We start from the raw sequence: 24,076 nt of genomic DNA, 5'->3' as shown, positions 1-24,076 counted from the left end.
TACAATCCAACGCTGGAATAAATAGAACTAATATTAAGAGGAGTTACACATGGAAATTATTAAATACGACACGCGCTACAACGACGAGGTTGTCGATTTGTACATCACTGTTTTTTCCCAAGCACCATGGAATGAAACATTTGATCGCAACAAGGTGGTGAACATGGTGAATAATCACGCTGCCAATAATTACTTTAATGCATATTTGGGAATTGAAAATGGTGCCGTCGTGGCGGTGAGCCTCGGTTTCATGAAGCCTTGGTACGATGGGTTTGAATACTACATTGAGGAATTTTTCGTTGCCCCAAATTCACAACATAGCGGTCGGGGAACCGCCTTGATGGCCGCAATTCGGCAAGATTTATTGCAACAAGACATCCACGCCATTATTTTAATGACGCGCCGCGATAGTCCCGCTGCCAAGTTCTACACCAAAGATGGCTTCAATGCTGAACCAGATTTATTGGTATTGGATAGTTATTTTAAGTAATCCGGTGCAGTTTAGATGCGACATCCCCACTAGGTAAGAGAAATAATTAAAAAATATGTATGGTAGGGTGAAACTGTCGTTTTTGGCGGATTCAAACTGCTATTTTTGTTTAGTGTTAAAAATGTCCAAAATATAAAATGAAGTCCAATTAGTACTGCTGAACATACCTGTGGTGCTACAATAATGACGGTCTCTGATAAACAATTACTAAAGGATGGTTAAAGCAATGAAACGAGCACTAAAGATACTTCTTACCGCAGCACTGCTTATTATCACGATTAAAGGCGTGTTTGGTAGCACAATAACCATTCATGCTTCAACGTTCGAAACTGCACCAACTAAGGATGTAAAAAAACTTCCAAGTAGTTGGAAAGGCACGTGGTATGGATATAACAAAGAGCTTTCTAAGCGTACAGAAAAAGTTAACTTCGAAAAAAAATACAGCGGGGCAGCAGTAGCAGCTCCCGCCATGTTCGCTAAGTTCACAAAAATTAGTAATGCCTACGAATTTGGCATTGGTGGTGGTGAACAAATATTCCGCAAAACCACAGTTAGATTTCACGGCCACACGTACCATGTCATCGCCGTAGCAGATTTGGACGACACTGGTGCATCAGTCACTTATTTCACGAGACACAAAGAACCCAAACTTCCAGTTCACAACATCAACTATTACTCCAGTACTGGTGACACTTCAAAATTGCTTACGCATTACGTTGACTACTATGTGCTCCAAATGGGCAACAAGCACCACAAAGCATAAGCGCGCAGGGATTCTTATAAAGGTCAGTAAAAAGAAGGAAATCAATTTGTCTAACACTGACATAATTGGTCTCCTTCTTTTTAATTTTTTAGACAAATTATTTGTTTAATTCATGCAAAGTTGATTCGGAATCCCGTTGGTGGATTGGGCAATATTTTGGGTACATTATCAAATCAAAACATTGCAACGCTGATGCGGAAATTACTGATGCTGTATTTTGTTGAATGAATTGTGAGTTATCTTTTGAAAATACTACACAATATGGTTCAGAGAATAATTTATTCTCAAAATATGTGTCCTCACTGTTGTTTTTCCCATGCCACCGCTGCCTGCTTTTCGCTAGTTTGAGCATTATTCCAAACTAACGGAGTGTCAGTAAATTGCTTGGCGGGCGCAGCCTTTACACCGCGACTGGGGGAATATGTGTGTAGCACATATTTCCGCTGAGGATGAGATGAGGAGTCTTGGGGATTTATCCCCTAGAGTCCCAGCTTATCTGAACCGACCAAGACCGCACTTTGGCTTGGGAGGCTGCTTCCAGCGTGGTGCGGCAAGTAATTTACTGACACGCAGTGGCCAATTACCTGCGCGAATTTTGTCCCCAAAATCAAATAAAAAAACACAGTTCGCAGCATTAAATCCACATGCAACCGACTAATAGATAACTGAACCATTGGTTATAAACCAAATGATTTGCGAACGTTAGTATAAATATTTTACGGGAAACTGAACTTTAGATGTAGACAATGTGAATTAAGTTAGGAGAAAAATGATACCGCTGGAAAATTAATTAAATCGTGCTATCATTGTCAGGTGTCAGAGATTTCCCGCAAAGATTATTATTGCCAGTCAGAAATGAGATGACAATTATGACATTATTTAGAAAGTATGTGTTTGATGACCAATATGTCTGGGAATTTTCAGAGTTGAAAAAAACAAATTCAACGGATCACTCATATAAAAGGATTTGGCATGGTGGCTTCAAGACGCGCGCATCTGCGGTCATGGAAAGTGCTGCGCAGCCAGATCGGGTCGAAATGGATCTCGCCCATGCGCTGACGTTTAGCGATGTGGTTGAGTTATGGCTACGAGAATATGAAAAAAGTGTTAAGGGGAGCACTTATCTACGAACTAAAAGTATCTTTGAAAATCATTTTCTCACACGTGATATGTTCGGAGATCGTCCATTAGCTGATATTGATGTTCAATTTGTCCAAGAGAAGCTCGAGCAATTAAATAGTCGTGTTTTTAAAGCGCGACGTTGCGTGTTTTACCTATCGCAAATTTTTAAGTATGCTTCATTGTACGGGCTGATCAAAGATAATTTAGTTGATCATTGTATTGTACCAGCAGATAAATCCGCAATTGCGGTAAATAATGAGCCTAAATACTGGGAGCTAGCACAACTGAAAAAATTTATGACGATTATTAAAGGGGAGTACTTAGGTACCACTGATATGATTTACGTTTTTTTCAAAGTGTTAGCCTATACTGGATTGCGGAAAGGCGAACTATTAGCACTACGGTGGCAGGACATTGATTTCGCAACTAAAGAAGTCCATGTTCAACGTACAGTTTCACGAAACAAAGACGGTAAACAAATTATTACCAGTCCTAAAACGTTGATGAGTGATCGCTATTTGGCATTAGACAATGGCACGCTTGATGTGTTGCGGACCTATTATCATTTAGTTCAGCCGGCTTCGAATGCCGAATTGGTGATAATGAATAAGTTTGGTGAAATGTTATGTATGACTACTTGTGATAAATGGTTGCATCACATTATTACTAAGTACGACTTAACACCGATATCGCTCCACGGATTTCGGCACACGTTTGCAAGTATTGCGTTTGAAGCTGGCCTTGATGTTAAGCAAGTTCAGTTTCAACTGGGGCACACAAATATTAATACGACTTTGGAAGTTTACTCGCATGTTACTAAGAAACGAAAGCACGATGGCATCAAGAAGTTCAGTAACTATATTAGCTGATGAACATTTTATATGCTAATTACAACGTGATTGTAGTTTTTGGGGGAACAAAAAAGGTTCGGGTTAGCCTAACCCGAACCTTTTTACTCTCGTTATCAATAAATACATTAGACCACATATTAAAATGATAAACAATAGTATTATGGATATAAATTGTGTTTTGCTGTTTTTTTCACTTGTGGTAGTCGTTACACCAGCCTTTCTAGTAACTAATTCGCCAACAATTTGAATGCGCTGGCGACCATCAGGGGTACATAATAATAACGTGATTGCCGGCTTTTTATAAGTCTGCGTAATCACCCCAATCTTTGTCGGTTCAATGATATGAATGGCATTTATTTTATATACATAAGTATTTTTGGTGTCACTCGCATAAATGAGGGCACCTTTTTTTGCGCGTTCCAATGGTGCAAACAAGGTTTTGTTGTCATGCACATTGTGGCCCGCTAAGGCGTAGTTGCCGGTTCCTAGGGCTTGATCTGGCGTCAGTGTACCAGCACCGACCAATAATGCCGTGTTGCTAATCCCATGGACAATTGGAATATTGACGTTGTATTTAGGAATACTGATGCGCCCGAGCTTGTGAACTTTCTGAAGATTAATACCACTCACAAGTGAATGGAGGTCGTAGTCGGTCACTTTTGAGTAATCAAAGTCATTTGTATCGGCGGGAATATTGGCTACTAATTCCGTTTTCCCACTCGTTGCCGTTATTTCACTACGCACGCGGACTAGATAATTGGCAATGCGCGCACTAAAAATCAATATTAAACCGACTAAAATTAATGTGGTAATTAGGTGAAAAAAGCGTAAATTTTTTTTACTTTCTGGATTTGGTTTCATGTGGCTCTCCTAAATAATATGTACAAAAAGTGGTAATTCACCAATTAATGGCGGGTTATCACTTTTTGTGTGTCAGTAAGTGGTTCGGATTAGGCTAATCCGAACCACTTATACCCACGTATCATGTTGGCACAAAGCCCGTCTAATCACATTGTCGTTGTCATTAATCAAAATTTTACTTGGCGATTAAAGATAATAGACACAAGGATAGGGTTAGAAATTTAGAACATTATTCGAAGCAGAATGCGAAGGGGGTGAATGTTTGAAATTACGAAATGTTGTGACAAGCGCACTAATGACCAGTGTTGGTGTGGCGGCATTTGCTTTCACTGTTGTGCCAGTGGCGGCGAATACCGTTGCCAATTATCCGACCCGTGGTCAAATTGGTTATGTTTATGGGCCTAATATTAATGGTCCAGATGACAACGCTCCAAAGGATTATGGCAATGTTGCGGGGGCAAATCCCCCAATCGCCAATAATATTCCACCGGTTAATGGTAATTCGCCATTAGCCGGTGGGGTTACCCAGCCTGTGGCAGCTAGCAATCATTTGATACCACAGACGGGTGCAGTTGTAGATAGTTTACAGTTGATGCTCCAGGGATTAGGCATCGTATTGGTTATCGGTGCTGGCGCATGGCTGTTAGTTCAACGAAGAAGTTTCAAACGTATTATTTAAAGTATTTTTGTTCGTATCGCAAACATAGGGTTTATAGAAAAGGGAGATTTATTCATGAAAGCAACTAAATTAATCGTTACACCACTTTTGGCAACTGTCTTGGTTAGCTTGGCACCATTGGCAACCATTGCCCACGCTGACACTGCTGGGACATATGGTACTACTGGTCAAGTAACATTCGTACCAAGTACTGATTCTTCAGTAACACCACCAGTTGATCCAACTAACCCAGATCCTAACACACCAGTTGTCCCAGTTGATCCAACTGACCCAACTAAGCCAGTTACACCAGGAACTGCTGGACCTTTGTCAATTGATTACGTGTCATCATTTAACTTTGGTACGCAAGAAATTACTACTAAAGATATGACATACTACGCAAGTGCTCAAAAATTCAACGGTAGCGATACATCAAAGCCTTTGTATGCGCAAGTTACTGATAACCGTGGGACTGATGCTGGTTGGTCATTAACTGCCAACGCTTCTAACTTCTCTAATGGCTCTGGTACATCTGAAAAAGTATTAACGGGTGCCCAAATTAGTTTAGCTAATGCCGGCTTAGAAACATCAACTTCTTCAAACGCACTCCCACCAAAGGCATCAAACACAACCTTGACACCAGGAACTGCTGTGACCGTTGCCTCAGCTTCAAATGGTCAAGGTGCTGGTACTTGGGCCAACTCATGGGGTAAGGACGCTGATTTAACTTCAGTGACTGATACCAATGGCGACACACGTGATGGTGACAAGGCAGTTTCATTGTCTGTTCCCGAAGGTGGTAACGCCAAAGCTCAAAAGTACACGTCTGATATCACATGGACATTATCTGATACACCAGCCAACTAATAATTAGCTACATACCCAAGTTTAATAACTTGGGTAGATATGAGCCGGAAGTAATCACTTGTGGTTCATATTTGCTCAAGTTGTTGATCTGATATGTAGTGTGATTAATTATGAAAGGTAGTTCCAGATGAATAATTTAAAACGAAAAAAAACACGGTTGCGTGGGCTGTCTTTAGCACTTTTGTCAGGGATTATTATGGGTGCTACTGTACCGACGCTTGCGAGTGCAGCGACAACTAATAATATTTCGACGGTCACTGATTTTGATAATGGTGTGCACGTTTCAGATAGCTCAAACACCAAAGCAAATGAAATGTTTGGTACCAGCGGTTCAGCCACGAGCGGCATGAATGGTTCCCAATATGTCGCAAACTTAACGTCGCAGTCTGGTAAAAAAGAAACCGGCGCCATGGCATTTAACAAGCAAATTGATTTCAGTAAAGATTTCGCGATGTCAGGACAAATTGGTTTTAGTAGTACTGGTGGGGACGGCATAAGTATGATCTTTTCACCAGTGAATCCCAACAAAATCGCCAGTGGAGTTTCGGGGGCTGGATTAGGGCTGTGGGGACTACCAAATTCATTTGGTTTAGTGTTTGATATGTATGCCAATGATGGTACGACCAACATTTTGGGAATTCATAATTACAATATGGGTGACTTCAATAATGATAAAGCTACCAATGCCAGCAAATCAATTAATGCCACATTTTCAGGATCTTATACTGATGGCATGAGTGGGGTGCCTGGTAATGGTAAAGACGTTAAAGCTAATAGTGGTGGTGGTGTGACTGGTGGGTCATCAGTTGGTGCGACCGAACAAGTGATTAACTGGCGCTACACAGACAATGCCGGTAAGTTAATTGCCGTCGATGGTGCCAATAAAAACACGGTGCTCGGTAGTAATCCAGGAAACCAAGTGGCCTCGGTTAATGCTAGTTTAACGAGTGGTTATGAGGATATGAACCTTTCATATAACGCTAGTTCCGGGTTATTGACGGTTTCCATTCCAAATAACGCTAAAACAGCACCAATCCTTGGCTTATTGAATCAAACGTATGGTTCAAATACAGATGCGAAAACATGGACGATTCAGATACCAGATACCTATAAAACCCAGGGTTACTCAATGGGGGTTGTCGCAACTGATTCTGATCAATCCGCCAACAATTTTGGCTTTAAGTTAAATAGCTACTCGATGCCAACCAAGACCGCTAACGTTACCGTTAATGGTCAAGCTGATCCAGCAACAAGTGATAGCAGTGATTTTGTCTACGGACAGACCAAAGCTGTTGCCAACGTTGGGGATGCGATTACCGTAATTCGCGATGATACCCAGTTAGCGGCAGCCAAGGCCATGCCAGGGTTTGATCCGAATTACGTTTATTTAGCACCACAGGTTAATGGTTATGTTTTTGATCAACCACAACAATTAATAGTTGATCAAGATGATAGCAAAAACCAATTTACGCTTAATTATAAGAAAAAAGCCAAGCTAACAGTGCACTACCAAATCAAGGGTCAAACGGGTTACATCGATGACACGGTTGGGGGAGCTGGTAGCGTAAACGGTGTTGAGGGGGATTCTTATAATATTCCAACACCAACTTTAGCAGGATATACGCCCGACATCGCGAGTGTGACAGGAAAGCTTAGTGGCAATACGACCGAAGTGGTTACTTATACACCATTAGTCATTAGTCCACTGAACCCATTAGCACCAGATGTCGCTCAACCAGTGCAACCACTTGATGGCGTTTCAGGCGACCAAGTTGGTAATGGTACTGGGGGTGCATTATCAATTGATTTTGCCCCATCGTTTAACTTTGGGACTCAAGCTATTAAAGCGGGCAAGCAAACGTATTATGCCAGTGCGCAACAATATACTAAGGGTACAACGGCGACCACACCATACTTGCAAGTAACTGATCATCGGTTGAAGCAACCCGGTTGGAAAGTTAATGCAACGCTCTCTAATTTTAAGAGTTCAACTGGAGAAATATTACCAGTTTCGTCGCTGAAATATAGTACCGATGCGGTCAACGTAGCCCAAGATAGTACGTTAGCAACACAAAATCAGGTTGGTTCAGGGTTAGGTAGTTCATTTACAAGCAATACCTTGCTGCCGACTGTTACAACGACGGTCTTAGCAGCTAAAAGCGGTGAAGGTTTGGGGACTTTTATCGCCAGTTTCGGTAAAGCTGATGATCTCGATAGCGGTCAGTATGACGCTGACGGGGTTGCCAAGCGAACCGTAGCTAAGAGCGTGGCATTAAACGTCATTGATGGTCAAAATGCAAAAGCGACCGCATATGACGCTTCAATCACATGGACGTTGCTTGATACACCAAGTAATTAACATTTATCACGAATGAAATATTGGGGCTTATTCATTGGCTCCAATTATGTACATACACTTAGGAGATACACGGAAATGAAAAAATGGTTCAAATTAATTTTGTTTATCGGGATATTTATCGGGGCAATCGCTACCAGTAAACCAGCGGTCATGGCGAGTGAATTGCCATTTGCGGTTAAAACTATCCTGCCAAGTAATCAGGTTAATAAATTACACACGTACTTTGACTTAAAAGTTAAGCCAGGTCAACAGCAAACACTTCGCGTGACCTTAACGAATGATACTAATCGTACGGTCGTTGTGAAACCAACCATTGGGTTAGCACGAACTAATAGCGCCGGGGTTGTTGAATATAAAAATGCCAAATTATCGATGGCCCAAAACTTAAAAATTCGCTTAGATAAAATTCTGACAACACAAAGCACAATTACAATCCCCGCCAAAACGGATAAAGTGCTTAATTTGCAATTAAAAATGCCCAAAACAAAGTTTCAAGGAGTTTTAGCGGGTGGCATTACCTTTGAAGAAGTTACTAAGGGCAAAGCATCAAATCCGACGAAGGGGATGTCGATTGTTAATAAATATGCCTACGTCGTTGGGGTTGTCTTGCGGGAAGCCAACACGCCGGTTAAATCCGCCGTCACGTTAAACAAAATTGCCGCTAACCAAATCAACTACCGGAATGTAATTTCTGCCCAAATTACGAATCAAAGTGCCAAATATCTAAATCAAGTTAAGGTACAAACCAAGATTACGAAACTAAACTCACCAAAAGTCCTCTACAACGGGCGCTTAACGGCCGGCCAAATTGCTCCAAACTCGGTCTTTGATTATCCAACACCGCTTAATGGGCAATCGCTCAAGCCAGGGAAGTATAGTCTAGATTTAGTTATGAAAGCTGGCACGGAAAAATGGCATTTTGTGCGGGAATTTACGATTTCTGGGCAAACTGCTAGTAAATTCAACAAATCAGATGTAACAATCAAACGTGATTACACGCAATATTTCATAATTGCCGGAGTACTGTTATTACTCATCGTAATCTACTTGATATATCGCCGTCTTAAGAAGCAAGACAAAAAATATCAAGCTTACATCGCAAAATTAGAGGGTAATCAGGAAAATGAAGCTTAAGCAAATTGGTGGAATTATCGCGCTTATTGTCGTCACGGCTGCTATTACAGTGATGGCGACTAGCTGGGGGATGAATCGCAGCGTTGCAACATCTAAATACGGTAACATCAGTAAAAATGCATTTTACACGGATGTTAAGACCTCAACGGCTGCTCAAAATCAGTTAAAACAGGCCATGCTAGACAAGATTTTAGCTGCCAAATATGGCAAACAAATCACTACGCAGGTGGTTAATAGTGAATACGAAAAAAGTGCGCGCGTGTATGGTGATAGCGCATGGAACACCATGCTCAAGCAGAGTAATTACACGGAAACTTCATTCAAAGCCAAAATTAAAGCAAATTTGTTAATAAGGGCCGCCGTGAAAGCGAATGTCAAAATTACGACGCAAGATTTACAGCAAGCTTTTAAAACATATCAACCAACTGTTACAGTGCAATCAATCATGGTAGGGCAAAAAAATGTTGCCCAAACCGTCACTAAGCAACTAGCTAGTGGTCAATCATTTGAAAAAATGGTGGTCAAATATTCCTTAGACACCAATACGAATAGTACCCACGGACAAATGGTGCCGTTTAACGCCACCGCCAAAAATGTTGATCCGGCGATAATGCAAGCGGCCTTCAAGCTTAAGAACCGGCAAGTTAGTGCACCGATTAAGGGGAAGAACGGCTATTACATTATCAAAATGGTTAATAATCCCGGTAAAGGGACAATGAAGGAACATCAAGCGTATCTCGAAACGCAGATCATCAACGACTATATGACCGGGAGTCACGGGAAAAGTCTGAATATGGTACTAAAGAAGCTCTACGATGCGGCGGATATTAGAGTTCATGATTCAGCCTTAACGGCAGTTGAAAAATATTAAATAGCAATGGGGGAATATTAAAATGGATAACTTTACCAAGCTGACAGTTGTTGGTTGGGGACTATTACTTGTGACAATTGTTGGGTGGTATCTCATGAATTTGCATCTTAAAAAGCAACATGACAATCACGAAAATTAATCAATATTGGGGTAATATGATGGCAGAAATTGTATACACAGGAATCAAAGTCAACGCAAGCAAGCCAACACGTGGAAATTTTGAAGATGATATCATTACTTTGCGTCAATTGAATCAAGTAATTGGGCACTATGATCGCCCTGGTCAATTAGTCTCATTTTTAGATGAAAAAGGCCATGTCGGGACGGCGCATGTTTATGAAAAATTGGAAAATGAAGTAACATCAACGCAACCAAGCTATGTCATGATTGGCTTTTCTAACCAATCAGTGTCACAAGGGACGATTGAGTATATTGAACGCCAATTTGCAGCCTTAGATGCTAATTTTTCAACAGATGCCAGGCGCCAGACGCTACTGGAGCAGATTAAATATGACCAGACCATGATTAATAGCCACCAACTCCAAATTACGGCAAACTATGATTACAAACGGCAAGATATTCAAGTTAACGGGTGAATTACTTGCTAAATGAGGTCTGCCATGGAATTGAATAGACTTGGCCAACTACGTGCCGGTAGTTAGGTGTAATGCTCAAACTAGTGAAAATAGGTATCAATCATAAATTGCAGTGGCATTGGAAAAAAACACTGATAATAGAACCTGCAAAAGCACCCCGAAATGACTTGGTGAAGTCGAGTTTCAGGGTGCTTTTTAGTTTGTTAATTTGGAGTATTTCACTAAGTGGTTTGTATTCCATTTTGACAGCTAGTTGCACTATCTACCGTTTCCAATGGTTATCATGCCACACGTGGATTTGATTTCACAATTCATTTCATTACAGGGAGGGATATCTAAACATGACACATTATTTCAGTGTCAAAACTCCTTTTGTACTCAATTTCGTACCTCAGTTTATTTGTGGGTCTCTAACCAGACTTGCGCGGATTCGATCAAGGTATCGTTAATTGAATATTGTGGTTGCCAATGCAAAATATTCTTGGCGTTGGCACTGCTCATCTTTCGCTCGATGCCTATGTCAGGAAGCATTTGGCGCATAATTGGCACGAGTGGTGCAATTAACTTAATTAGCCAAGTTGGTATCTGTTTGGTTGGGACTTTCTTACCAACTTCACCTAAGCCGTCTTTCAATATTTGACCAATTGCTTTCATTGGCATTGAAGATTCATGGGAAATGATGAAACGTTCCCCAGCGGCTTCAGGTGTTGTCATTGCGAGGATGTGGGCGTTGGCAATATCGCGGACATCGCTAACAGGAATCCAGATATCTGGTACGGCCGGCGTTTTACCACCAAGCATCATTGCTAGCAGGTGGTTTGAACCGGTCGTTTTGCCACCGAGAATTGGACCAAAAACAGCGACGGGCAAGATTGTAGCTAGTTCAAGCTTAGTCGCTGGTTGATTAACGAAATCCCAGGCGGCTTTTTCAGCTAAAGTTTTACTCTTGTAGTATGCACCTAGTAATTTGCTATTTACGGGGGCCCAGTCATTTTCAGTGAAGACACGATTACTTTCTTTTTTATTGCGCCCCATACCAATCGCGCCAAATGCCGATGTCATAATAACTCGTTTTACGCCGGCAGCATTTGCAAAGTTAAGAACGCGTAAAGTTCCTTGTTGAGCGGGGATGATGAGGTCATCTTCGTTCTTGGATTGAATCATTGGCGAAGCAACATGCATGACGTAGTCAACACCGTTCATTGCTTCAGCCCAGCCTAGGTCAGCGGTTAAGTCAGCTGCAATTAATTCGACTTCAGTATTGTGCGCGCCAGCTTCACGGAGATTGGCTTGGATCTCATTTTTCCGAGCCAGCGAACGGACAGTTGTGCGGACGTTATAGCCGGCGTTTAGCAGTTGCGCCATAATGTATTGAGCTATGTAGCCAGTTCCTCCGGTGACAAGGACAGTTTTATTAGTCATAGTATTTTCCTTCTGCTTTACATATTTAATGATTGCTCTTATCATAAAGAATATTAATAAGACTAGGAAGTAGTGTGTTTATACAGGTATTATTTCTACTACCTTGGAGGATAACGATGGTCAATAGTGTTGAACGAAAAAAAGAATTAGGTGATTTTTTAAAGGTTCAACGAGCCAAAATCACACCAGAACAAGTTGGTCTGCCAAAAGGTAAGAACCGGCGAACTCCAGGGTTACGCCGTGAAGAAGTGGCAACCTTAGCGGGTGTTGGGGTTACTTGGTATACGTGGCTTGAGCAAGGTCGGGATATTCAAGTGTCAACCCAGGTATTAGAAGCCATTGCAGGTGTGCTACAACTTAATGAAGTTGAAGTGCAACACTTATTTACTTTAGGGCAACAAGCTCAACCAACAGTGATTAATGATGTTCCGGTTGCGATTAGTCCAATGCTCCAACATGTAATTGATAACCTAGAGTACTCGCCAGCAACAATTCTTGACCAACGTTGGAATATTGTCGGTTGGAACAATGCCGCTGAGCAATTGTGGTACGACTTTTCAATGCTTAATATCGCTGACCGCAACGTGTTACGACTCATGTTTTTATATCCGGAAAATCAAGATAGTTTGGCCGAATGGGAAAAGTCAGCCAAGCAAATGGTTGCCCATTTTCGGATGATTTATGGTGAAAACGTCAATGATCCGTGGTATGAAAAATTTGTTCAGCAACTGCGAACTGAGTCACCAAAATTTAATGAACTTTGGCAGCAGCATGACATTATTGCGACTGAAGAGAAGATGAAGTTGATTAATCATCAAACATTAGGCCGGCTTGAATTTGAAGAAACGAGTTTCTTTGTGGGCAACGATAGTCATCTCGAGCTGAAGCTATTTACAGCAGCGCCGGGTAGTGAATCGCTTGCAAGGATTATGGAATATTTGAAATAAAACAATCAATCACTGATAGACGAAGCGAATTATGAATTGCAAGATATTCAAGTCAATGGGTAAATTGTTTGCGGAGTTCATGGCGAAGACCGACTAATAATTTATGGTGATAGAACGGTAGATGAACTTATGAGATTCAGATTTAATGCTAAAATTAATAATTTAGCATAACAAATTGGTACATGTGAAAAAGCATCCTGAAATGACTTTGTGAAGTCGAATTTCAGGATGCTTTTAGTTTGAGAATTATAACTAACTAACGGAGTGCCGGCAAATTACTTGGCGGGCGCAGCCTTTACACCGCGACTGGGGTGATATGTGTGTAACACATGTCGCCGCTGAGGATAAGATGAGGACTCTTAGGAATTTATTCCTTAGAGTCCCAGCTTAGTCGAACCTCACAAGACCGTATTTTGGCTTGGGAGGCTGCTTCCAGCGTGGTGCGCCAAGTAATTTGCTGGCACGCAGTGGCCAATCTTACGTCAGACGGATTAGTGTACATAAAAAGCTCTGATTTCACTTAAACGTAGAAATCAGAGCTTTTTTCATTATTTGCCGGAATAATGTGCCCGCATATTTTGTTACCGAGTGATTTTGAAGTATGACTTGATGTCGTAGAGTTTATCCGCTGGTTGTTCCAGTTTCAAATATGCCTCATAAGTCGCATCACGTAATTCTTTTGACCGATACCAATCCGCTGAATCCCAATTGTTTGGAAAACCGGGGATTTGGTCAGTGTGATGGATGCGAATCCCATATTCTAATTCGTATTGCGTCATTAATTGTCTCCTTCACAGGTGCAGCGCATTCAGTCTGCCAAGCTCGGTTCCACTAAAGTGTCCAAATCGGTAGCAAATTGGCTGAACGCGGCGGCAAATGGGTTACTCGTAATATCGATGCCTAACGTAGCGAGCATCTCGACAGGTGCCTGTGATTCACCAATGCTGAGATAATTTAAGAAATCAGCATTGGTGATTTCGTTGTGCCGTAATTTGGCAATAAGTTCAGTCCCAATCAACATCCCCGTTGCATATTGGAAAACGTAGTAACTATGGTTGTAGAAGTGGGGGATTTCAGTCCAAAGGTTGTCATCGGCAGGATTACGAACACCGTCATATTGGTCCGTTAAATTCCCAAGTAGTGAATTAAAATCAACGTTGCTTAATTTGTCATGGGTTACCGCGAGTTGGTGAATTTCATCTTCGAACTCTGAGTATTTAGCTTGGACGAAAACTTCTTCATAGAAATTTTGCAAGTGGTAGACTAATACCGCCAAAGTTGTCATCCCCGCCGGCAAGTTGTTAAGCAAGTATTCGGTCAACAAGTTCTCATGCATAATAGCGGCGATTTCTGAGGTGAAAATATGGTTAGTTCCATATTGAATTGGCTCGTGTTGATGCGTCAAATAGTGGTTCATGGCGTGGCCGATTTCATGCATTAATTCATAGAGACTGGTAAGATCACCAAACCAGCTCACCGAAATGTAAGTTGGTTCGCCGTACGTCGTCACAGAATAGGCATCACCCGCATCAGTTAGGTGGATTAAACCATCGTCAAAAAAGGAATCGACCACCGCGACGTATTCAGTACCGAACTCAGCTAATGCCGCGTGGATGATTTGCTTGGCTTGGTCGATTGATAACACCGGAATGTCAGCGTTAATTGCTGGGGCCTCTTGGACGTACTTTTGTGCAAGTGACGTGTGCTGTTTAACTTGCGCTGATAAATTACTATAAACAGTGCCAGGGAGGCTTAGTTGATTCAAATAATAATTACGCGCACTTTTGAAGTCATGTAACTGAGCTAAATGGTTATTATTGTGCACTTTAGTCGACAAAATATCGGCGAAAAGTTGTTCATAATCATCAATATCAGGGTTTTCATCAGCCATTAGTGCGCCCATTGCTTCGTTGAATGCCACGCTAGGTTGCTGAATTAGTTCATGCGAAAGCTGGCTTTCTTGTGCGGGGGCTAATAAATGTTGGTGCTGGCTAGCAAATTTGGTCAGCATAGTTTTGTATGCCGTTAAGTCAGGACTGGCCAACAATTCAGGCGCAATGTTAGCGAGGTAATATTGGAGTGCCGCCGCCTTTTCGAGGACATCACTTAACAACGGTTGTAGTTCCCTCATTAAATCTGGCATGTTACTAAGTTGGCCGTAAATGGCAAGTTTTTCAACTTGGCTACTTAATTCGATGAAGTCCGCTAACGTTAGGGCGAGAATTGAGGCAGGCAAAGCTTGAATTGTTGCCGTAATCTCAATATCCGCGTTGCGCATTTCAGCAGTTTCCAGTTCATCAAACCATTCGTCTTCATCAGTAAATAGTTGGGTTAAATCCCAAGTGGTATTAGGCATAGTTTACTCCTTTGGTGTTTTTATGTATTACCTAAATAATAGCATAGTACCGTGATTATTTATGTATTTGGTTATCGTCATGGTACTAAAATTTAGGCGAGGACTGGCAAATAAAACGTCACGATAAATAAAAAAAATAATTTAATAACATTGCGAATATTGTATAATAACTAACAGATATGGTACGAAACACGCAAAAATTATCACTTGAGTTTAATACTAGTTGTGCAAGCAATTTTCATTAATTGGGGGATTAATATGAAGAAGTTTATCAAAATCATCGGTGTTATCGCGGTACTGGGCGTGCTCATCATTGCCACTAATCGGATTACCCATTATGTGGACACCGTCCGGGCACCGAAATCACCAGTTGCGGTTAATGAATTACGGGTCAAACAAACAACAGATGATACGTTAGGGTTGCGTGGTGGTAGCGCGCAATTTGATTTTCATCGTACGAATAAGACAGGGAACGGGATAAGTTTCCAATTGATTCATTTGGAAAAAGGGGCGGTTATCAAAAAATACCCTAAGTTTGAGTTACAACCATATTCCAACTTATCAGAAACTGGTTATGTGAAGTTTGCAATTGTTAATCCGGCGGGCACGGCACCAATTTTTGTCATCGGACAATCAGCCAGCAACGACGGTGGGTTAACAACCCTTAATCAGTCACAGAAAATTTCATGGGCACCACAATCAACGATTTCAGATGTGATTGACCATGTTAAATTGCATAGTAACAGTAACGTACTCGTTGCTTATTGGGCAAGTATGAATAACGGCCGAGTTACTAGCGGTGATACTACCAAATCAATCGCACAACTCGCTAAGTTTGATTCGGCATACGCATTAGTGGCAAAAACTATTCGTGGGTGAATCGTTTTGAACTTCGGTATACCTAGGATAATCTGCAAAAAAACCGCTGCTAAACTAATAAGAAGCTCTTTTGAGTGTTAGCGCTTATCCTTGGTGGGGTGAAGCGCTCTTTTAATGCCGGCAAACACTCCTGACTATGAAATGATATACTAATCATTGATATTTATGAGGGAAGCGGGGGCTTATTTTATGACAATGCGTAGGAAATCTTGCCAAGTTTTTTTAATTAGTATGCTGGCACTTAGCTTGGTTGGGTGTGCAGCAAAATCACCAACAACGAAAGTTCCAAATGACACACGTATCGCTACCGAGGATACCCAGACATCATTGGAACAGTCAATCAAGCAACAGATTAACAGTAGCCTGACTCATTTGTCATTAGACGAGATGACCGAGGCGATTAGTCTTTCGGGTAACCTGACTAAGGCACCGTATCATTTAGCAATTGAGGTGCCGATGAGTCAAAAAATGATAAGTTCACCCGAAAATAAACCGCTGCAGCTTTCCCTGATTAGCGCGGTTGTTCACGGCTTAACCAAAGTTGCAGCCGTACAACAACTAACGGATGTCAAAATAACGATCAGTGACAAGTCACCAGCTACGATTTATAACTTCACTGGGGCGGAAATAATTCGTGCCAAAAATGCACCATTTGGTCCAGAATCCATGGACTTCCTAGCGAAAAAAACTTGGGAGCGGCCGGCAAAATAATTGAAAGGTGCATATTATGCAAACAAAGCAAGTTTTAGCCCTCGTATACTGGGTCCTGTGGTTAGTATTCTGGGTATTGTTCATTCTCGATATGTTCACAAGGCATCCATATTTTAGCGATGCTTTCGGTTGGGGCGCATTACTCGGCCTAGGATTAATTATCATCATTTTAAATCGGGTACTTGGCAAACTAAGCAAAAAACATACCGATTAACCAGTAAATAAATACATTTTCCAATTGAAGCAATTTTATGAAAAAACATTAACCGCATTTTTCGGTCTACTGCTACTAGGCGTGGCTGGGTGTACGACTTCACAACAAGCAGCTCAACAAAAGAGTGAAAGCAGTGCAAAAGCAAGTCGCCAAAAGAAAGCACAAGCACTTGCCAAGAAACGCATTCCTCAAGCAAAGCCGTTCAAATCTGAGGCAGCTGATAGCGCATATGCAGCCGGACTTTCAGCGACGGCGAAGAAGCTCACTGATGACCAACAAAGTACTGCAATTGCGAATGTAATCAACTTGGATTATGCAAAATTAGTTGCCAATAACGGCGTGTTTATGAACGATTTTTATCAATGTTCTGGCACGGAAGTGATTCAGGTCCTAGCTGCGGATAAACAGAGTGGGGCGTATTTAGTAGCGACACCGCAGGAACAAGACCAGACAACGTTTCGGATTATCGTTAAGGGCGATAGTCATCTCAAGGAAGGTGATATCATCAATGTCGCCGGGTTTATTGATGAAAACTATGCTTATGTAACCGATGCGAAAAAGACCTTAGTTGTGCCAACCATCATCGCCGACAAATCCGACATTAAAAATTACGGGCCACAACAAGATTCTGAATAAGTTATTTCTATGAGGCGTCAAGCTCGTGAATAACGTGATATGGGCATCCACATCGTAAGAACATCGCCATTATTCTTGGTAATACTACGTCTGTTTCAGGTATTCAAAAAGCATCCTTCCGGGATGCTTTTTTTCTTGTCGTGAGAGTTACTTGATTCTTGTGATATTCAACGGGGATTGAGACAAAACCCCCGTTATAAATAGGACTCATGAAGCAAAATATTCAACAAGCTATCTTTTTCACTGCACGCTAATAGGCCTGGCTTCTCCTGCGAGGTAGAAATCAGGCCTATTTATTGGGCTGGAAGTATTATGTCTCGAATCTCTGAAAAAATTATTCAAATAAATCTTGAACATCAGGCGGTTCTGGCTCATTAGTAGCATCCAGTGTAAAAATTTCTGGTTCGGTGTAAACCAATGCGCGTTCAAACGACATTTTCAAGTAGTCAGCGTATTCCAATTCAAACTCATCGAGGGGCATCCAAGTTTGTTTGGCATCAGTACTTATAACCCCACCGAATAATTTTGTAGTCAAAACAACGGCAATTAAAAAGGCGCGCTTGTCAACCGTCAATGGGGTTACATGATCAGTGGAAATGACGATATCACCGTGAATATCTGATTCAATGTTTATCCATTCAGTGTTGAATTCAGAATTTATTGGTATATAAATTTCGTTGATGGTTTCACTTTTCCCCCAACTTAATTCAACGCTGACTCCATACTTGCCTTGCGGTTCAAGCGCAGAATAGCCAGAGTTCATTCGCAAGTTTGGTGCCCACATTTTCTTATCAAAATATTCAGGATATGGTAATTTCGTAATTTTTATTGGGTGAATATAAAAGCGCATAAATTCTACCTCCCGATGTACTTTAATCCTTGCCGAAGTAGCTTGATTGTATCAGGATTCTTTTTTAGGTATTTTTGACCTTTAGAGGAAAAGTTCTTGATAATATCTGCATCGCTGGATGTGTGAGTTACTTTTGAAGTGTCTAATATCCACTTAAAGGCTTTGGATCCATTGGGCTGAATTTCAACTTTGTGAGAGTGCTTTTCAGCATCAACACGTGAAAGATATGTTTTTCCGCTGAATTTAACCTTAAATGATTTTCCAATAGTAATACTTGTACGCGTAGCAATTACATCTTCTTCGGTGTCTGTTGAGCCTTCAATTCCCACAACACCTTCGTAATCGTGAGCGGTCCCAACACCACCTTCAAGGTCAAAGTCTTCTATCTCATCTTCGGATTTGACAGCTTGAATATTTACGGGTAATCCCGTTTCGTTGTGGATATAATCCCCAACGGCTATTGCATTATCTAGTGTTTGTTCTGTGGGGTCAACTAAGACCATATCGTTAGTGTAATAGCCAAGTTTCGTCGCAGCATCAACAAATGAGATGCAGTTACCATTGGCATAATCCAAGATTGTTTGAACCAAGGTATTGGTTGATTGAGTTGCGAGACTTGTTGTTACCGCTGAATTTGTGCTAGATGTATCATCGGCAAAAGTAGACATGCCGCTGGCAAACAATGATAACGCCAACATACTTAACAATAAAAGTGATTTAAATTTCTTCATATATTCCTACCATAACTTTCGTATAGTGCGTTGAGAAATAGTTTAGGAATCTGATGGCCATCAGGTTTCATTGTTGTTATATTAAAACTTTTCTAATTGTAATGCAACTGATTTTTAAGTATTGGTTTACTTAACCATTAGCGCATAAAAAATAATTCAGATGTAGTTAATCCTAGTGACATGACGTTTGGCTAACTAACGAAAAAGACAAACGGGGATTGCTTACGTTTGTTTCTGAACGTTCTACCCCGATTCCACCTTTCAAAAATTCGGGAAAATGTCCCTTTCTATTGCGTTGAGGGCACAGATCAACAAAAACGCCATCAACAAAGTGAGTTGGAAGGTCAGTAACAAAAAGATTGCCCGCGTAACCAAAATGGGCAAAGTCATTGGTAAAAAAACGGGTGGGTAACCATCACCGCCAAGGACGGTTCTAACAAGACCGCTAAATTGCGTGTTTATATGTTAGCGCCTAAGAAATAATTAAAAAACAGCATTCGACCTTAATCGGCAATGTCATTAAATTAACTTAATACACTTTTTATAGTCTATCGAAGAAATTCGATAATATTATTGCCAATTTTAGGAAAATAAAAGAACTAAAAAAACTGCCACAATAATCCCTATGGATCAGCTAATATGCCCCACATTAATAACCCTTGATACCAGCGTTGGACTGAGTATCAAGGGTTATTTCAGTTATCTACACTACTAACCACCTGCACCCCACAAACCCGTGCCAAGCCAACCAACTCATCCCCATCCACCAACGTAATCGGCTTCACTCCAGCCCGTGACGCTGCGACAGCTTCCTTAGTAAAACGTGAAGTGGTGATGAAAATGCCAAAGTCGGCATGGAACTTGTCCATCGCCCCACGGAACGAGTCGATTTCGCGGCTGCCGATGTTGCTTTGCCAGCGTTTGGCTTGGATAGCGATGCGCTCGGTGCGTAAGTAGATTGTGCGCAGATACCCGAATCCATCAATACCACCGTCTGAGGACTGCTTTACCCCTAAATTCAAGTCGAGTTCAAGACCTAGCGCATGCATCAGTTCGCGGGTAAACACTTCGAACTGGTGGGGTGGCATCTGTAATAAGTGTTCCTTTAATTGGTGGTCGGGTGGCGCTGTAAGCACTGCGACTTTATCGTCTAAGAAGGTTGCCAAATGACTAAAAACTTGCTCACTAGTTAGGTGGACTGTTTGGCGTTGCTGTAAATATTTGACCATCGCAGGTATTAAGGGATGCACGACATCAGTAGCTGGGCCGGTACTACTAATCTGCCCGGTAATCCGTGCATAACTAATCAGTGCTTTACAGTAGGCGTTAAATCCGGGATGACTGCCAAAATGCGGGCGTTCAAGGAGTTCCAAAAGAATCTGGTCATCAATAACACTGATGGTCGGGTTGGGGCTACAACATGGTGAATTTATCACGGTGTGCTAATCCTCCTTTGCGTGTGTTTGTTGATTAAGTAACAGAACGGATGGAATTAGTTCGCAAGCAGCACATCACCAACTGTGGTTGCTAAACTATTAGGGGGTAAAAATAGGGTGGGCTTTGGCGGTTGGATTGAATAATGGTCTGAATTGTAGCTGGGCATCGACTGGCTCACTAATAAATAAGAGATATTTGTGGGCATCAGCGATAGGCACTAGGTGACCGAGCGGTGTGGACACGATGTCGGGTGTGCCCGGCAGGATTAAATGGCTGTCCCAAGTGAGGCCAAAAATGGGTTGTAAGCGTGATTGCATCGGTTAAGCTCCTTTGTGTTTTTTGCGGTTTGTGTGAGTGTTTGTGCAAGCTTTTGAATACGTATTTAACTAGATTGTGTAGGCATGACGCAGTGCCAATTCCCCCTAAGACGTGACGTCAACAACGTCCTATTTCCAAATCTCACGTGCCACCGCCTGAATCGCCTGGCGTTCACGACTAATCTGCGTGATACTAATCCCAAGCTTGGCGCTGATTTGCCGGAAGGTGTCGCCTTGATATAAGCTACACAAAATCTGGTATTGGCGCGGTGTTAGCTGTGCTTGCAGCAAACTAACATTGTGAATCGGGTCAAGCTCAAAATCAGGGCGAACCAACGCCACTTGGTGTTCAGTAATGATTTCAGTCCGGCGACGCTGCACCCGATAATGGTCGAGGACAAAATTACGATACGCCCGTTTGAACAAGCCGCGAAAGGCGCAGATGTCGTGTGTGTGCCAGTCTTGTTTCGCTGCGAGTAAATAGCCGAGTAACAGTCCCTCGTTCTTGAGGTCGTCGTATTCGGCTTTATTTGGCCAGCAATTGAAGCTACTCAGCGTCTTGCCGATGATTGGCTGTAGCGTTTCTTGTTCAAAAATATAATTAATGTGATCTTGATTGGTCATGGATACCTCCTTAGTCGGGTTTGCGTGGCGATGAATGCGAATGGATGTTTGGTTAATATAAATATTGTAGCAAGCCCATAGGTGAAGCACGAATTATATTTTAGGGGGTGTATTTTAGAATTTTGTGATTTTAGGGCATGAATTTAGCAAAAATCACGGCAATTTGGGGTGTTTTTACCTATTTTGGTCTGTTTTTCGGTAAAAAATCTAAAATAAGGGGGCTAAAATTTAATTTTCAATTTTGTGAGTAAAATATTATGATTAGATTATCAAATAACTAAATATACATAGGTTATTAGATAAAACTAATTATTTGGAGGAATTATAGTGGAACGAATTGTGATTGATATGGTGAATCGCCACGGTACTGACTTTCACACTGGCGTAGCCGAGTTACATGGGAAGTTAGATCCCCGTGCCACAATTACGTTTGGTAAGAAGGTGCAAGCAAATGACGAAACACGAAAAGCTAAGCCACGCTCATTGGATTGGAATCGGACGTACGGCGGCTTTGTCGAAGTCGAAGGTTGGCCAATGACTTGGATTCATGAATTTGAAGCAGCGCACGCGCATCTGAGTCGGGAAACGTGGGCCGGAATTATGAACCAGCCAGCAGTGGGGGCGAATGTCGTTGCAAGTGGCTTGCCAATTGTCTTTGACGGCTTTGTCTATGGTCTCTTTAGGGATCCAGATGATCGTAATTATATGATTATGGTGAACTTAACGAATGCCCAAACAATGAAAACGGTGGTGCAAGAAGGCCAGCCAGATGAAACAACCGTATATTTGGGATACGGTGAGCCGGCAGTTGACACAATTTATGAGGTGCGGTTGCCCGTGAAGCAGTATAAAATTCAGCGCATGATTAACTACGCCTGCTTCATGCTAAAATTTGAAGCCCAGCTAGTCGCTGAATATAGCCAACCGACTGCGTATGAACAATTGCCGACCCGCAAGTCGCGCTTGGGTGTGATGTATCGGGAAAGTGATGGTGACGTGAATTTAGCGAGTCTTGACCAAAAATCAATGATGGACGTGTTCAACACCGGCATGAAGAACAAGTTGTTTCAAGACGTGAAGAAAAAGCCCGAAGAAGTGGTGAACGATTTAATTGGGATGGCGGAGTTCAATTGTGAGAAAGTCATGGATCAGATTCACATGATGAAAGTCTGCGTGACGCAATTGGAAGAGTGGTTGCGAGAAAGCAAAAACGGCAGTATCGCAGGCTAGCAAAACGAATAAATCATAGAGGGGAAATCAGTAAATGGAAAAATTGCAAATCAAGCAACTGGCAAATGTCCAAGCGAGTATTGCCAAGTTAGCACGAGGGTTAGCGTGTAATCAGCAGGATTGCTACTGTGCCGTGCACGAAAAACTCGATAGCGCTAACAACTTAATTAATCAGGTGATTGTAGATTTAGAGTTATCGACGGCATTGACCCCATATGGCTTGGGGATGAGCTTAGCATTGGATGGCCCAGGGTGCGGGGCACCAATTCAGTTGGGCGATAATGATGCGCAATTGACGGCGAAAGGTGGTGCTTGCTGATGACATGTTATTTACGCGCGGGGGAACTGCAACAAGCGGGGATTCCAGTCTTTCCTTTGATTGCGGGCAGTAAGATTCCGCTCAAGGGCTCACACGGTGTCCGGGACGCGTCCACGGATGCCCACCACTTAGAACAATGGTTTATGCGCGGCGAATGTAATTTTGGGATTGCCTTAGAACCGGTGCACTTACTAGTTTTGGACTTAGATCGCAACCACCAAGCCGGCGCAGATGGCATCGCCAATTTTATGCAGTTTCGGCAAGAACGCGGTTTAACGGATTTTACGCTGGGGAACACATACACGGAGAAAACTCCGAACGAGGGTCTACATGCATTCTTTTCTTACCCAGCGCATTTGAAATTAAAAGCCAAAGTCGGGTTCCTACCAGGCGTCGATATTTTGACGGTGAGCACAATTATGGCACCGAGTCAGGTCAATGGGCGCCCGTACACCATCGTCAATGGCACGCTAAATGCCGTTGCGCCAGCACCACGGTGGTTACTGGAAGTGGTCAGCGCAACACCGTTACCAGCCGAACAGGTTACAGAATCTGATTGGGGTGTTGGTAGGCGGCAAGCCAAGTTTCGTGGTGGTAAAGCCGATTCATTTTTGAACCGGGTCTTTGATGGCTGCGGGCACGGTGAACGGAATAATTGGGTGGCATCGGTGGTCGGTTCGCTGTTGGCAAGTGGGACGCGGGAAGAAGTGGCGTATCACTTGATTCATTTGTTCAACCGTGAATTCGTGACACCGGCACTAGCGGAAAACGAAGTTAATCAAATCTTTAAGTCAATTTTGGGGCGCCATGTTCGGCGGTATGGACGATAGG

The 24,076-nt window shown here is 42.2% G+C and carries 26 protein-coding genes and 1 pseudogene; 18 read left to right on the top strand and 9 right to left on the bottom strand.

The genetic code is table 11. The features are described from left to right. Window positions 1-49: 49 nt before the first annotated feature. The 3 genes from EQG49_RS00540 to EQG49_RS00530 all read left to right on the top strand — a co-directional run bounded on the left by EQG49_RS00540 (window position 50) and on the right by EQG49_RS00530 (window position 3,244). Complete coding sequence (locus tag EQG49_RS00540) at window positions 50-490, top strand: GNAT family N-acetyltransferase (protein WP_133362122.1); 441 nt, start codon at window positions 50-52, stop codon at window positions 488-490. Window positions 491-716: 226 nt separating this feature from the next. Next, window positions 717-1,253: a hypothetical protein gene (locus tag EQG49_RS00535; protein WP_133362121.1), complete on the top strand. Its 537-nt coding sequence runs from the start codon at window positions 717-719 to the stop codon at window positions 1,251-1,253. A gap of 869 nt (window positions 1,254-2,122) precedes the next feature. After that, window positions 2,123-3,244 (top strand): tyrosine-type recombinase/integrase, encoded by a 1,122-nt coding sequence (locus EQG49_RS00530; protein WP_165964696.1) that lies wholly within the window; start codon window positions 2,123-2,125, stop codon window positions 3,242-3,244. A 63-nt stretch (window positions 3,245-3,307) separates the two neighbouring features. Here EQG49_RS00530 and EQG49_RS00525 read toward each other — a convergent pair whose 3' ends face one another. Further along, window positions 3,308-4,087 carry a class A sortase gene (locus EQG49_RS00525; RefSeq protein WP_133362119.1) on the bottom strand — a complete coding sequence of 260 codons (780 nt, stop codon included), beginning with the start codon at window positions 4,085-4,087 and terminating at the stop codon, window positions 3,308-3,310. A gap of 262 nt (window positions 4,088-4,349) precedes the next feature. Between EQG49_RS00525 and EQG49_RS00520 the strand changes: the two genes are divergently transcribed. From EQG49_RS00520 to EQG49_RS00495, 6 genes are all read left to right on the top strand, one after another. Next, complete coding sequence (locus EQG49_RS00520; protein ID WP_133362118.1) at window positions 4,350-4,766, top strand: hypothetical protein; 417 nt, start codon at window positions 4,350-4,352, stop codon at window positions 4,764-4,766. 54 nt (window positions 4,767-4,820) lie between these two features. Further along, window positions 4,821-5,612, top strand: a complete 792-nt coding sequence (locus EQG49_RS00515) for a WxL domain-containing protein (protein WP_133362117.1) — start codon at window positions 4,821-4,823, stop codon at window positions 5,610-5,612. A 127-nt stretch (window positions 5,613-5,739) separates the two neighbouring features. Next, window positions 5,740-7,971 (top strand): WxL domain-containing protein, encoded by a 2,232-nt coding sequence (locus EQG49_RS00510; protein WP_133362116.1) that lies wholly within the window; start codon window positions 5,740-5,742, stop codon window positions 7,969-7,971. A 75-nt stretch (window positions 7,972-8,046) separates the two neighbouring features. Beyond that, complete coding sequence (locus EQG49_RS00505) at window positions 8,047-9,105, top strand: WxLIP family cell surface protein (RefSeq protein WP_165964695.1); 1,059 nt, start codon at window positions 8,047-8,049, stop codon at window positions 9,103-9,105. After that, window positions 9,095-9,976, top strand: coding sequence for a peptidylprolyl isomerase (locus EQG49_RS00500; protein ID WP_133362114.1), 882 nt, complete (start codon window positions 9,095-9,097; stop codon window positions 9,974-9,976). The genes EQG49_RS00505 and EQG49_RS00500 overlap by 11 nt, the downstream gene beginning before the upstream one ends. A 155-nt stretch (window positions 9,977-10,131) precedes the next feature. Next, a complete protein-coding gene (locus EQG49_RS00495) occupies window positions 10,132-10,572 on the top strand; it encodes a hypothetical protein (RefSeq protein ID WP_165964694.1) in 441 nt (146 codons plus the stop codon). Between the two features lie 396 nt (window positions 10,573-10,968). Here the strand turns inward: EQG49_RS00495 and EQG49_RS00490 are convergent, their stop codons facing one another. Next, entirely contained in the window at window positions 10,969-11,994 is a 1,026-nt protein-coding gene (locus tag EQG49_RS00490; RefSeq protein WP_165964693.1) for an SDR family oxidoreductase, read from the bottom strand. A gap of 116 nt (window positions 11,995-12,110) precedes the next feature. Between EQG49_RS00490 and EQG49_RS00485 the strand changes: the two genes are divergently transcribed. Next, window positions 12,111-12,941: a helix-turn-helix transcriptional regulator gene (locus tag EQG49_RS00485; RefSeq protein WP_133362111.1), complete on the top strand. Its 831-nt coding sequence runs from the start codon at window positions 12,111-12,113 to the stop codon at window positions 12,939-12,941. A gap of 581 nt (window positions 12,942-13,522) precedes the next feature. On the opposite strand, the gene EQG49_RS00480 is transcribed toward EQG49_RS00485, so the two are convergent. Further along, a complete protein-coding gene (locus tag EQG49_RS00480; RefSeq protein ID WP_133362110.1) occupies window positions 13,523-13,720 on the bottom strand; it encodes a hypothetical protein in 198 nt (65 codons plus the stop codon). 29 nt (window positions 13,721-13,749) lie between these two features. Then, window positions 13,750-15,297 (bottom strand): M3 family metallopeptidase, encoded by a 1,548-nt coding sequence (locus tag EQG49_RS00475; RefSeq protein ID WP_133362109.1) that lies wholly within the window; start codon window positions 15,295-15,297, stop codon window positions 13,750-13,752. Window positions 15,298-15,555: 258 nt separating this feature from the next. Between EQG49_RS00475 and EQG49_RS00470 the strand changes: the two genes are divergently transcribed. The 4 genes from EQG49_RS00470 (at window position 15,556) to EQG49_RS00455 (ending at window position 17,737) form a co-directional block, all read left to right on the top strand. Further along, entirely contained in the window at window positions 15,556-16,176 is a 621-nt protein-coding gene (locus EQG49_RS00470) for a hypothetical protein (RefSeq protein WP_133362108.1), read from the top strand. A 189-nt stretch (window positions 16,177-16,365) separates the two neighbouring features. Beyond that, entirely contained in the window at window positions 16,366-16,887 is a 522-nt protein-coding gene (locus EQG49_RS00465; protein ID WP_133362107.1) for a hypothetical protein, read from the top strand. A gap of 16 nt (window positions 16,888-16,903) precedes the next feature. Next, window positions 16,904-17,101 carry a hypothetical protein gene (locus tag EQG49_RS00460; protein WP_133362106.1) on the top strand — a complete coding sequence of 66 codons (198 nt, stop codon included), beginning with the start codon at window positions 16,904-16,906 and terminating at the stop codon, window positions 17,099-17,101. 24 nt (window positions 17,102-17,125) lie between these two features. Next, window positions 17,126-17,737 carry a hypothetical protein gene (locus EQG49_RS00455; protein ID WP_133362105.1) on the top strand — a complete coding sequence of 204 codons (612 nt, stop codon included), beginning with the start codon at window positions 17,126-17,128 and terminating at the stop codon, window positions 17,735-17,737. 334 nt (window positions 17,738-18,071) lie between these two features. On the opposite strand, the gene EQG49_RS00450 is transcribed toward EQG49_RS00455, so the two are convergent. Both EQG49_RS00450 and EQG49_RS00445 read right to left on the bottom strand, forming a co-directional pair. After that, window positions 18,072-18,587 (bottom strand): hypothetical protein, encoded by a 516-nt coding sequence (locus tag EQG49_RS00450; RefSeq protein WP_133362104.1) that lies wholly within the window; start codon window positions 18,585-18,587, stop codon window positions 18,072-18,074. A gap of 5 nt (window positions 18,588-18,592) precedes the next feature. Continuing rightward, window positions 18,593-19,318 carry a hypothetical protein gene (locus EQG49_RS00445; RefSeq protein ID WP_133362103.1) on the bottom strand — a complete coding sequence of 242 codons (726 nt, stop codon included), beginning with the start codon at window positions 19,316-19,318 and terminating at the stop codon, window positions 18,593-18,595. 268 nt (window positions 19,319-19,586) lie between these two features. Between EQG49_RS00445 and EQG49_RS14125 the strand changes: the two are divergent. Continuing rightward, a pseudogene (locus tag EQG49_RS14125) lies at window positions 19,587-19,730 on the top strand (Ig-like domain-containing protein); the annotation flags it as partial. A gap of 283 nt (window positions 19,731-20,013) precedes the next feature. On the opposite strand, the gene EQG49_RS00435 reads toward EQG49_RS14125, so the two are convergent. The 3 genes from EQG49_RS00435 to EQG49_RS00425 form a co-directional block, all read right to left on the bottom strand. Beyond that, window positions 20,014-20,691, bottom strand: coding sequence for a restriction endonuclease (locus EQG49_RS00435; RefSeq protein ID WP_133362101.1), 678 nt, complete (start codon window positions 20,689-20,691; stop codon window positions 20,014-20,016). Between the two features lie 162 nt (window positions 20,692-20,853). Beyond that, window positions 20,854-21,072 (bottom strand): hypothetical protein, encoded by a 219-nt coding sequence (locus tag EQG49_RS00430; RefSeq protein WP_133362100.1) that lies wholly within the window; start codon window positions 21,070-21,072, stop codon window positions 20,854-20,856. A 129-nt stretch (window positions 21,073-21,201) separates the two neighbouring features. Beyond that, entirely contained in the window at window positions 21,202-21,696 is a 495-nt protein-coding gene (locus EQG49_RS00425) for an RNA polymerase sigma factor (protein WP_133362099.1), read from the bottom strand. Between the two features lie 327 nt (window positions 21,697-22,023). Here EQG49_RS00425 and EQG49_RS00420 point away from each other — a divergent pair, with 327 nt between their 5' ends. The 3 genes from EQG49_RS00420 to EQG49_RS00410 are packed head-to-tail and all read left to right on the top strand — an operon-like array spanning window position 22,024 to window position 24,075. Next, window positions 22,024-22,926 (top strand): hypothetical protein, encoded by a 903-nt coding sequence (locus tag EQG49_RS00420; RefSeq protein WP_133362098.1) that lies wholly within the window; start codon window positions 22,024-22,026, stop codon window positions 22,924-22,926. Window positions 22,927-22,960: 34 nt separating this feature from the next. Beyond that, complete coding sequence (locus EQG49_RS00415) at window positions 22,961-23,245, top strand: hypothetical protein (RefSeq protein ID WP_133362097.1); 285 nt, start codon at window positions 22,961-22,963, stop codon at window positions 23,243-23,245. Beyond that, on the top strand, window positions 23,245-24,075 hold the full coding sequence (locus EQG49_RS00410) for a bifunctional DNA primase/polymerase (protein WP_133362096.1): 831 nt from the start codon (window positions 23,245-23,247) through the stop codon (window positions 24,073-24,075). Before EQG49_RS00415 ends, EQG49_RS00410 begins: the two co-directional genes overlap by 1 nt. The last annotated feature ends 1 nt before the right edge of the window (window position 24,076 follow it).

It is taken from the genome of Periweissella cryptocerci (genome assembly GCF_004358325.1).
Lineage (GTDB): Bacteria > Bacillota > Bacilli > Lactobacillales > Lactobacillaceae > Periweissella > Periweissella cryptocerci.
The sequence above is the reverse complement of the archived record's forward strand: the minus strand, read 5'-3'. Positions and strand labels throughout refer to the sequence as shown.

Coding starts and splice junctions, on each gene's coding strand:
- EQG49_RS00535 (WP_133362121.1), top strand. CDS start 717: ATGAAACGAGCACTAAAGATACTTCTTACCGCAGCACTGCTTATTATC.
- EQG49_RS00485 (WP_133362111.1), top strand. CDS start 12,111: ATGGTCAATAGTGTTGAACGAAAAAAAGAATTAGGTGATTTTTTAAAG.
- EQG49_RS00425 (WP_133362099.1), bottom strand. CDS start 21,696: ATGACCAATCAAGATCACATTAATTATATTTTTGAACAAGAAACGCTA.
- EQG49_RS00495 (WP_165964694.1), top strand. CDS start 10,132: ATGATGGCAGAAATTGTATACACAGGAATCAAAGTCAACGCAAGCAAG.
- EQG49_RS00415 (WP_133362097.1), top strand. CDS start 22,961: ATGGAAAAATTGCAAATCAAGCAACTGGCAAATGTCCAAGCGAGTATT.
- EQG49_RS00500 (WP_133362114.1), top strand. CDS start 9,095: ATGAAGCTTAAGCAAATTGGTGGAATTATCGCGCTTATTGTCGTCACG.
- EQG49_RS00475 (WP_133362109.1), bottom strand. CDS start 15,297: ATGCCTAATACCACTTGGGATTTAACCCAACTATTTACTGATGAAGAC.
- EQG49_RS00515 (WP_133362117.1), top strand. CDS start 4,821: ATGAAAGCAACTAAATTAATCGTTACACCACTTTTGGCAACTGTCTTG.
- EQG49_RS00470 (WP_133362108.1), top strand. CDS start 15,556: ATGAAGAAGTTTATCAAAATCATCGGTGTTATCGCGGTACTGGGCGTG.
- EQG49_RS00540 (WP_133362122.1), top strand. CDS start 50: ATGGAAATTATTAAATACGACACGCGCTACAACGACGAGGTTGTCGAT.
- EQG49_RS00505 (WP_165964695.1), top strand. CDS start 8,047: ATGAAAAAATGGTTCAAATTAATTTTGTTTATCGGGATATTTATCGGG.
- EQG49_RS00490 (WP_165964693.1), bottom strand. CDS start 11,994: ATGACTAATAAAACTGTCCTTGTCACCGGAGGAACTGGCTACATAGCT.
- EQG49_RS00450 (WP_133362104.1), bottom strand. CDS start 18,587: ATGCGCTTTTATATTCACCCAATAAAAATTACGAAATTACCATATCCT.
- EQG49_RS00525 (WP_133362119.1), bottom strand. CDS start 4,087: ATGAAACCAAATCCAGAAAGTAAAAAAAATTTACGCTTTTTTCACCTA.
- EQG49_RS00480 (WP_133362110.1), bottom strand. CDS start 13,720: ATGACGCAATACGAATTAGAATATGGGATTCGCATCCATCACACTGAC.
- EQG49_RS00410 (WP_133362096.1), top strand. CDS start 23,245: ATGACATGTTATTTACGCGCGGGGGAACTGCAACAAGCGGGGATTCCA.
- EQG49_RS00465 (WP_133362107.1), top strand. CDS start 16,366: ATGACAATGCGTAGGAAATCTTGCCAAGTTTTTTTAATTAGTATGCTG.
- EQG49_RS00510 (WP_133362116.1), top strand. CDS start 5,740: ATGAATAATTTAAAACGAAAAAAAACACGGTTGCGTGGGCTGTCTTTA.
- EQG49_RS00530 (WP_165964696.1), top strand. CDS start 2,123: ATGACATTATTTAGAAAGTATGTGTTTGATGACCAATATGTCTGGGAA.
- EQG49_RS00430 (WP_133362100.1), bottom strand. CDS start 21,072: ATGCAATCACGCTTACAACCCATTTTTGGCCTCACTTGGGACAGCCAT.
- EQG49_RS00445 (WP_133362103.1), bottom strand. CDS start 19,318: ATGAAGAAATTTAAATCACTTTTATTGTTAAGTATGTTGGCGTTATCA.
- EQG49_RS00460 (WP_133362106.1), top strand. CDS start 16,904: ATGCAAACAAAGCAAGTTTTAGCCCTCGTATACTGGGTCCTGTGGTTA.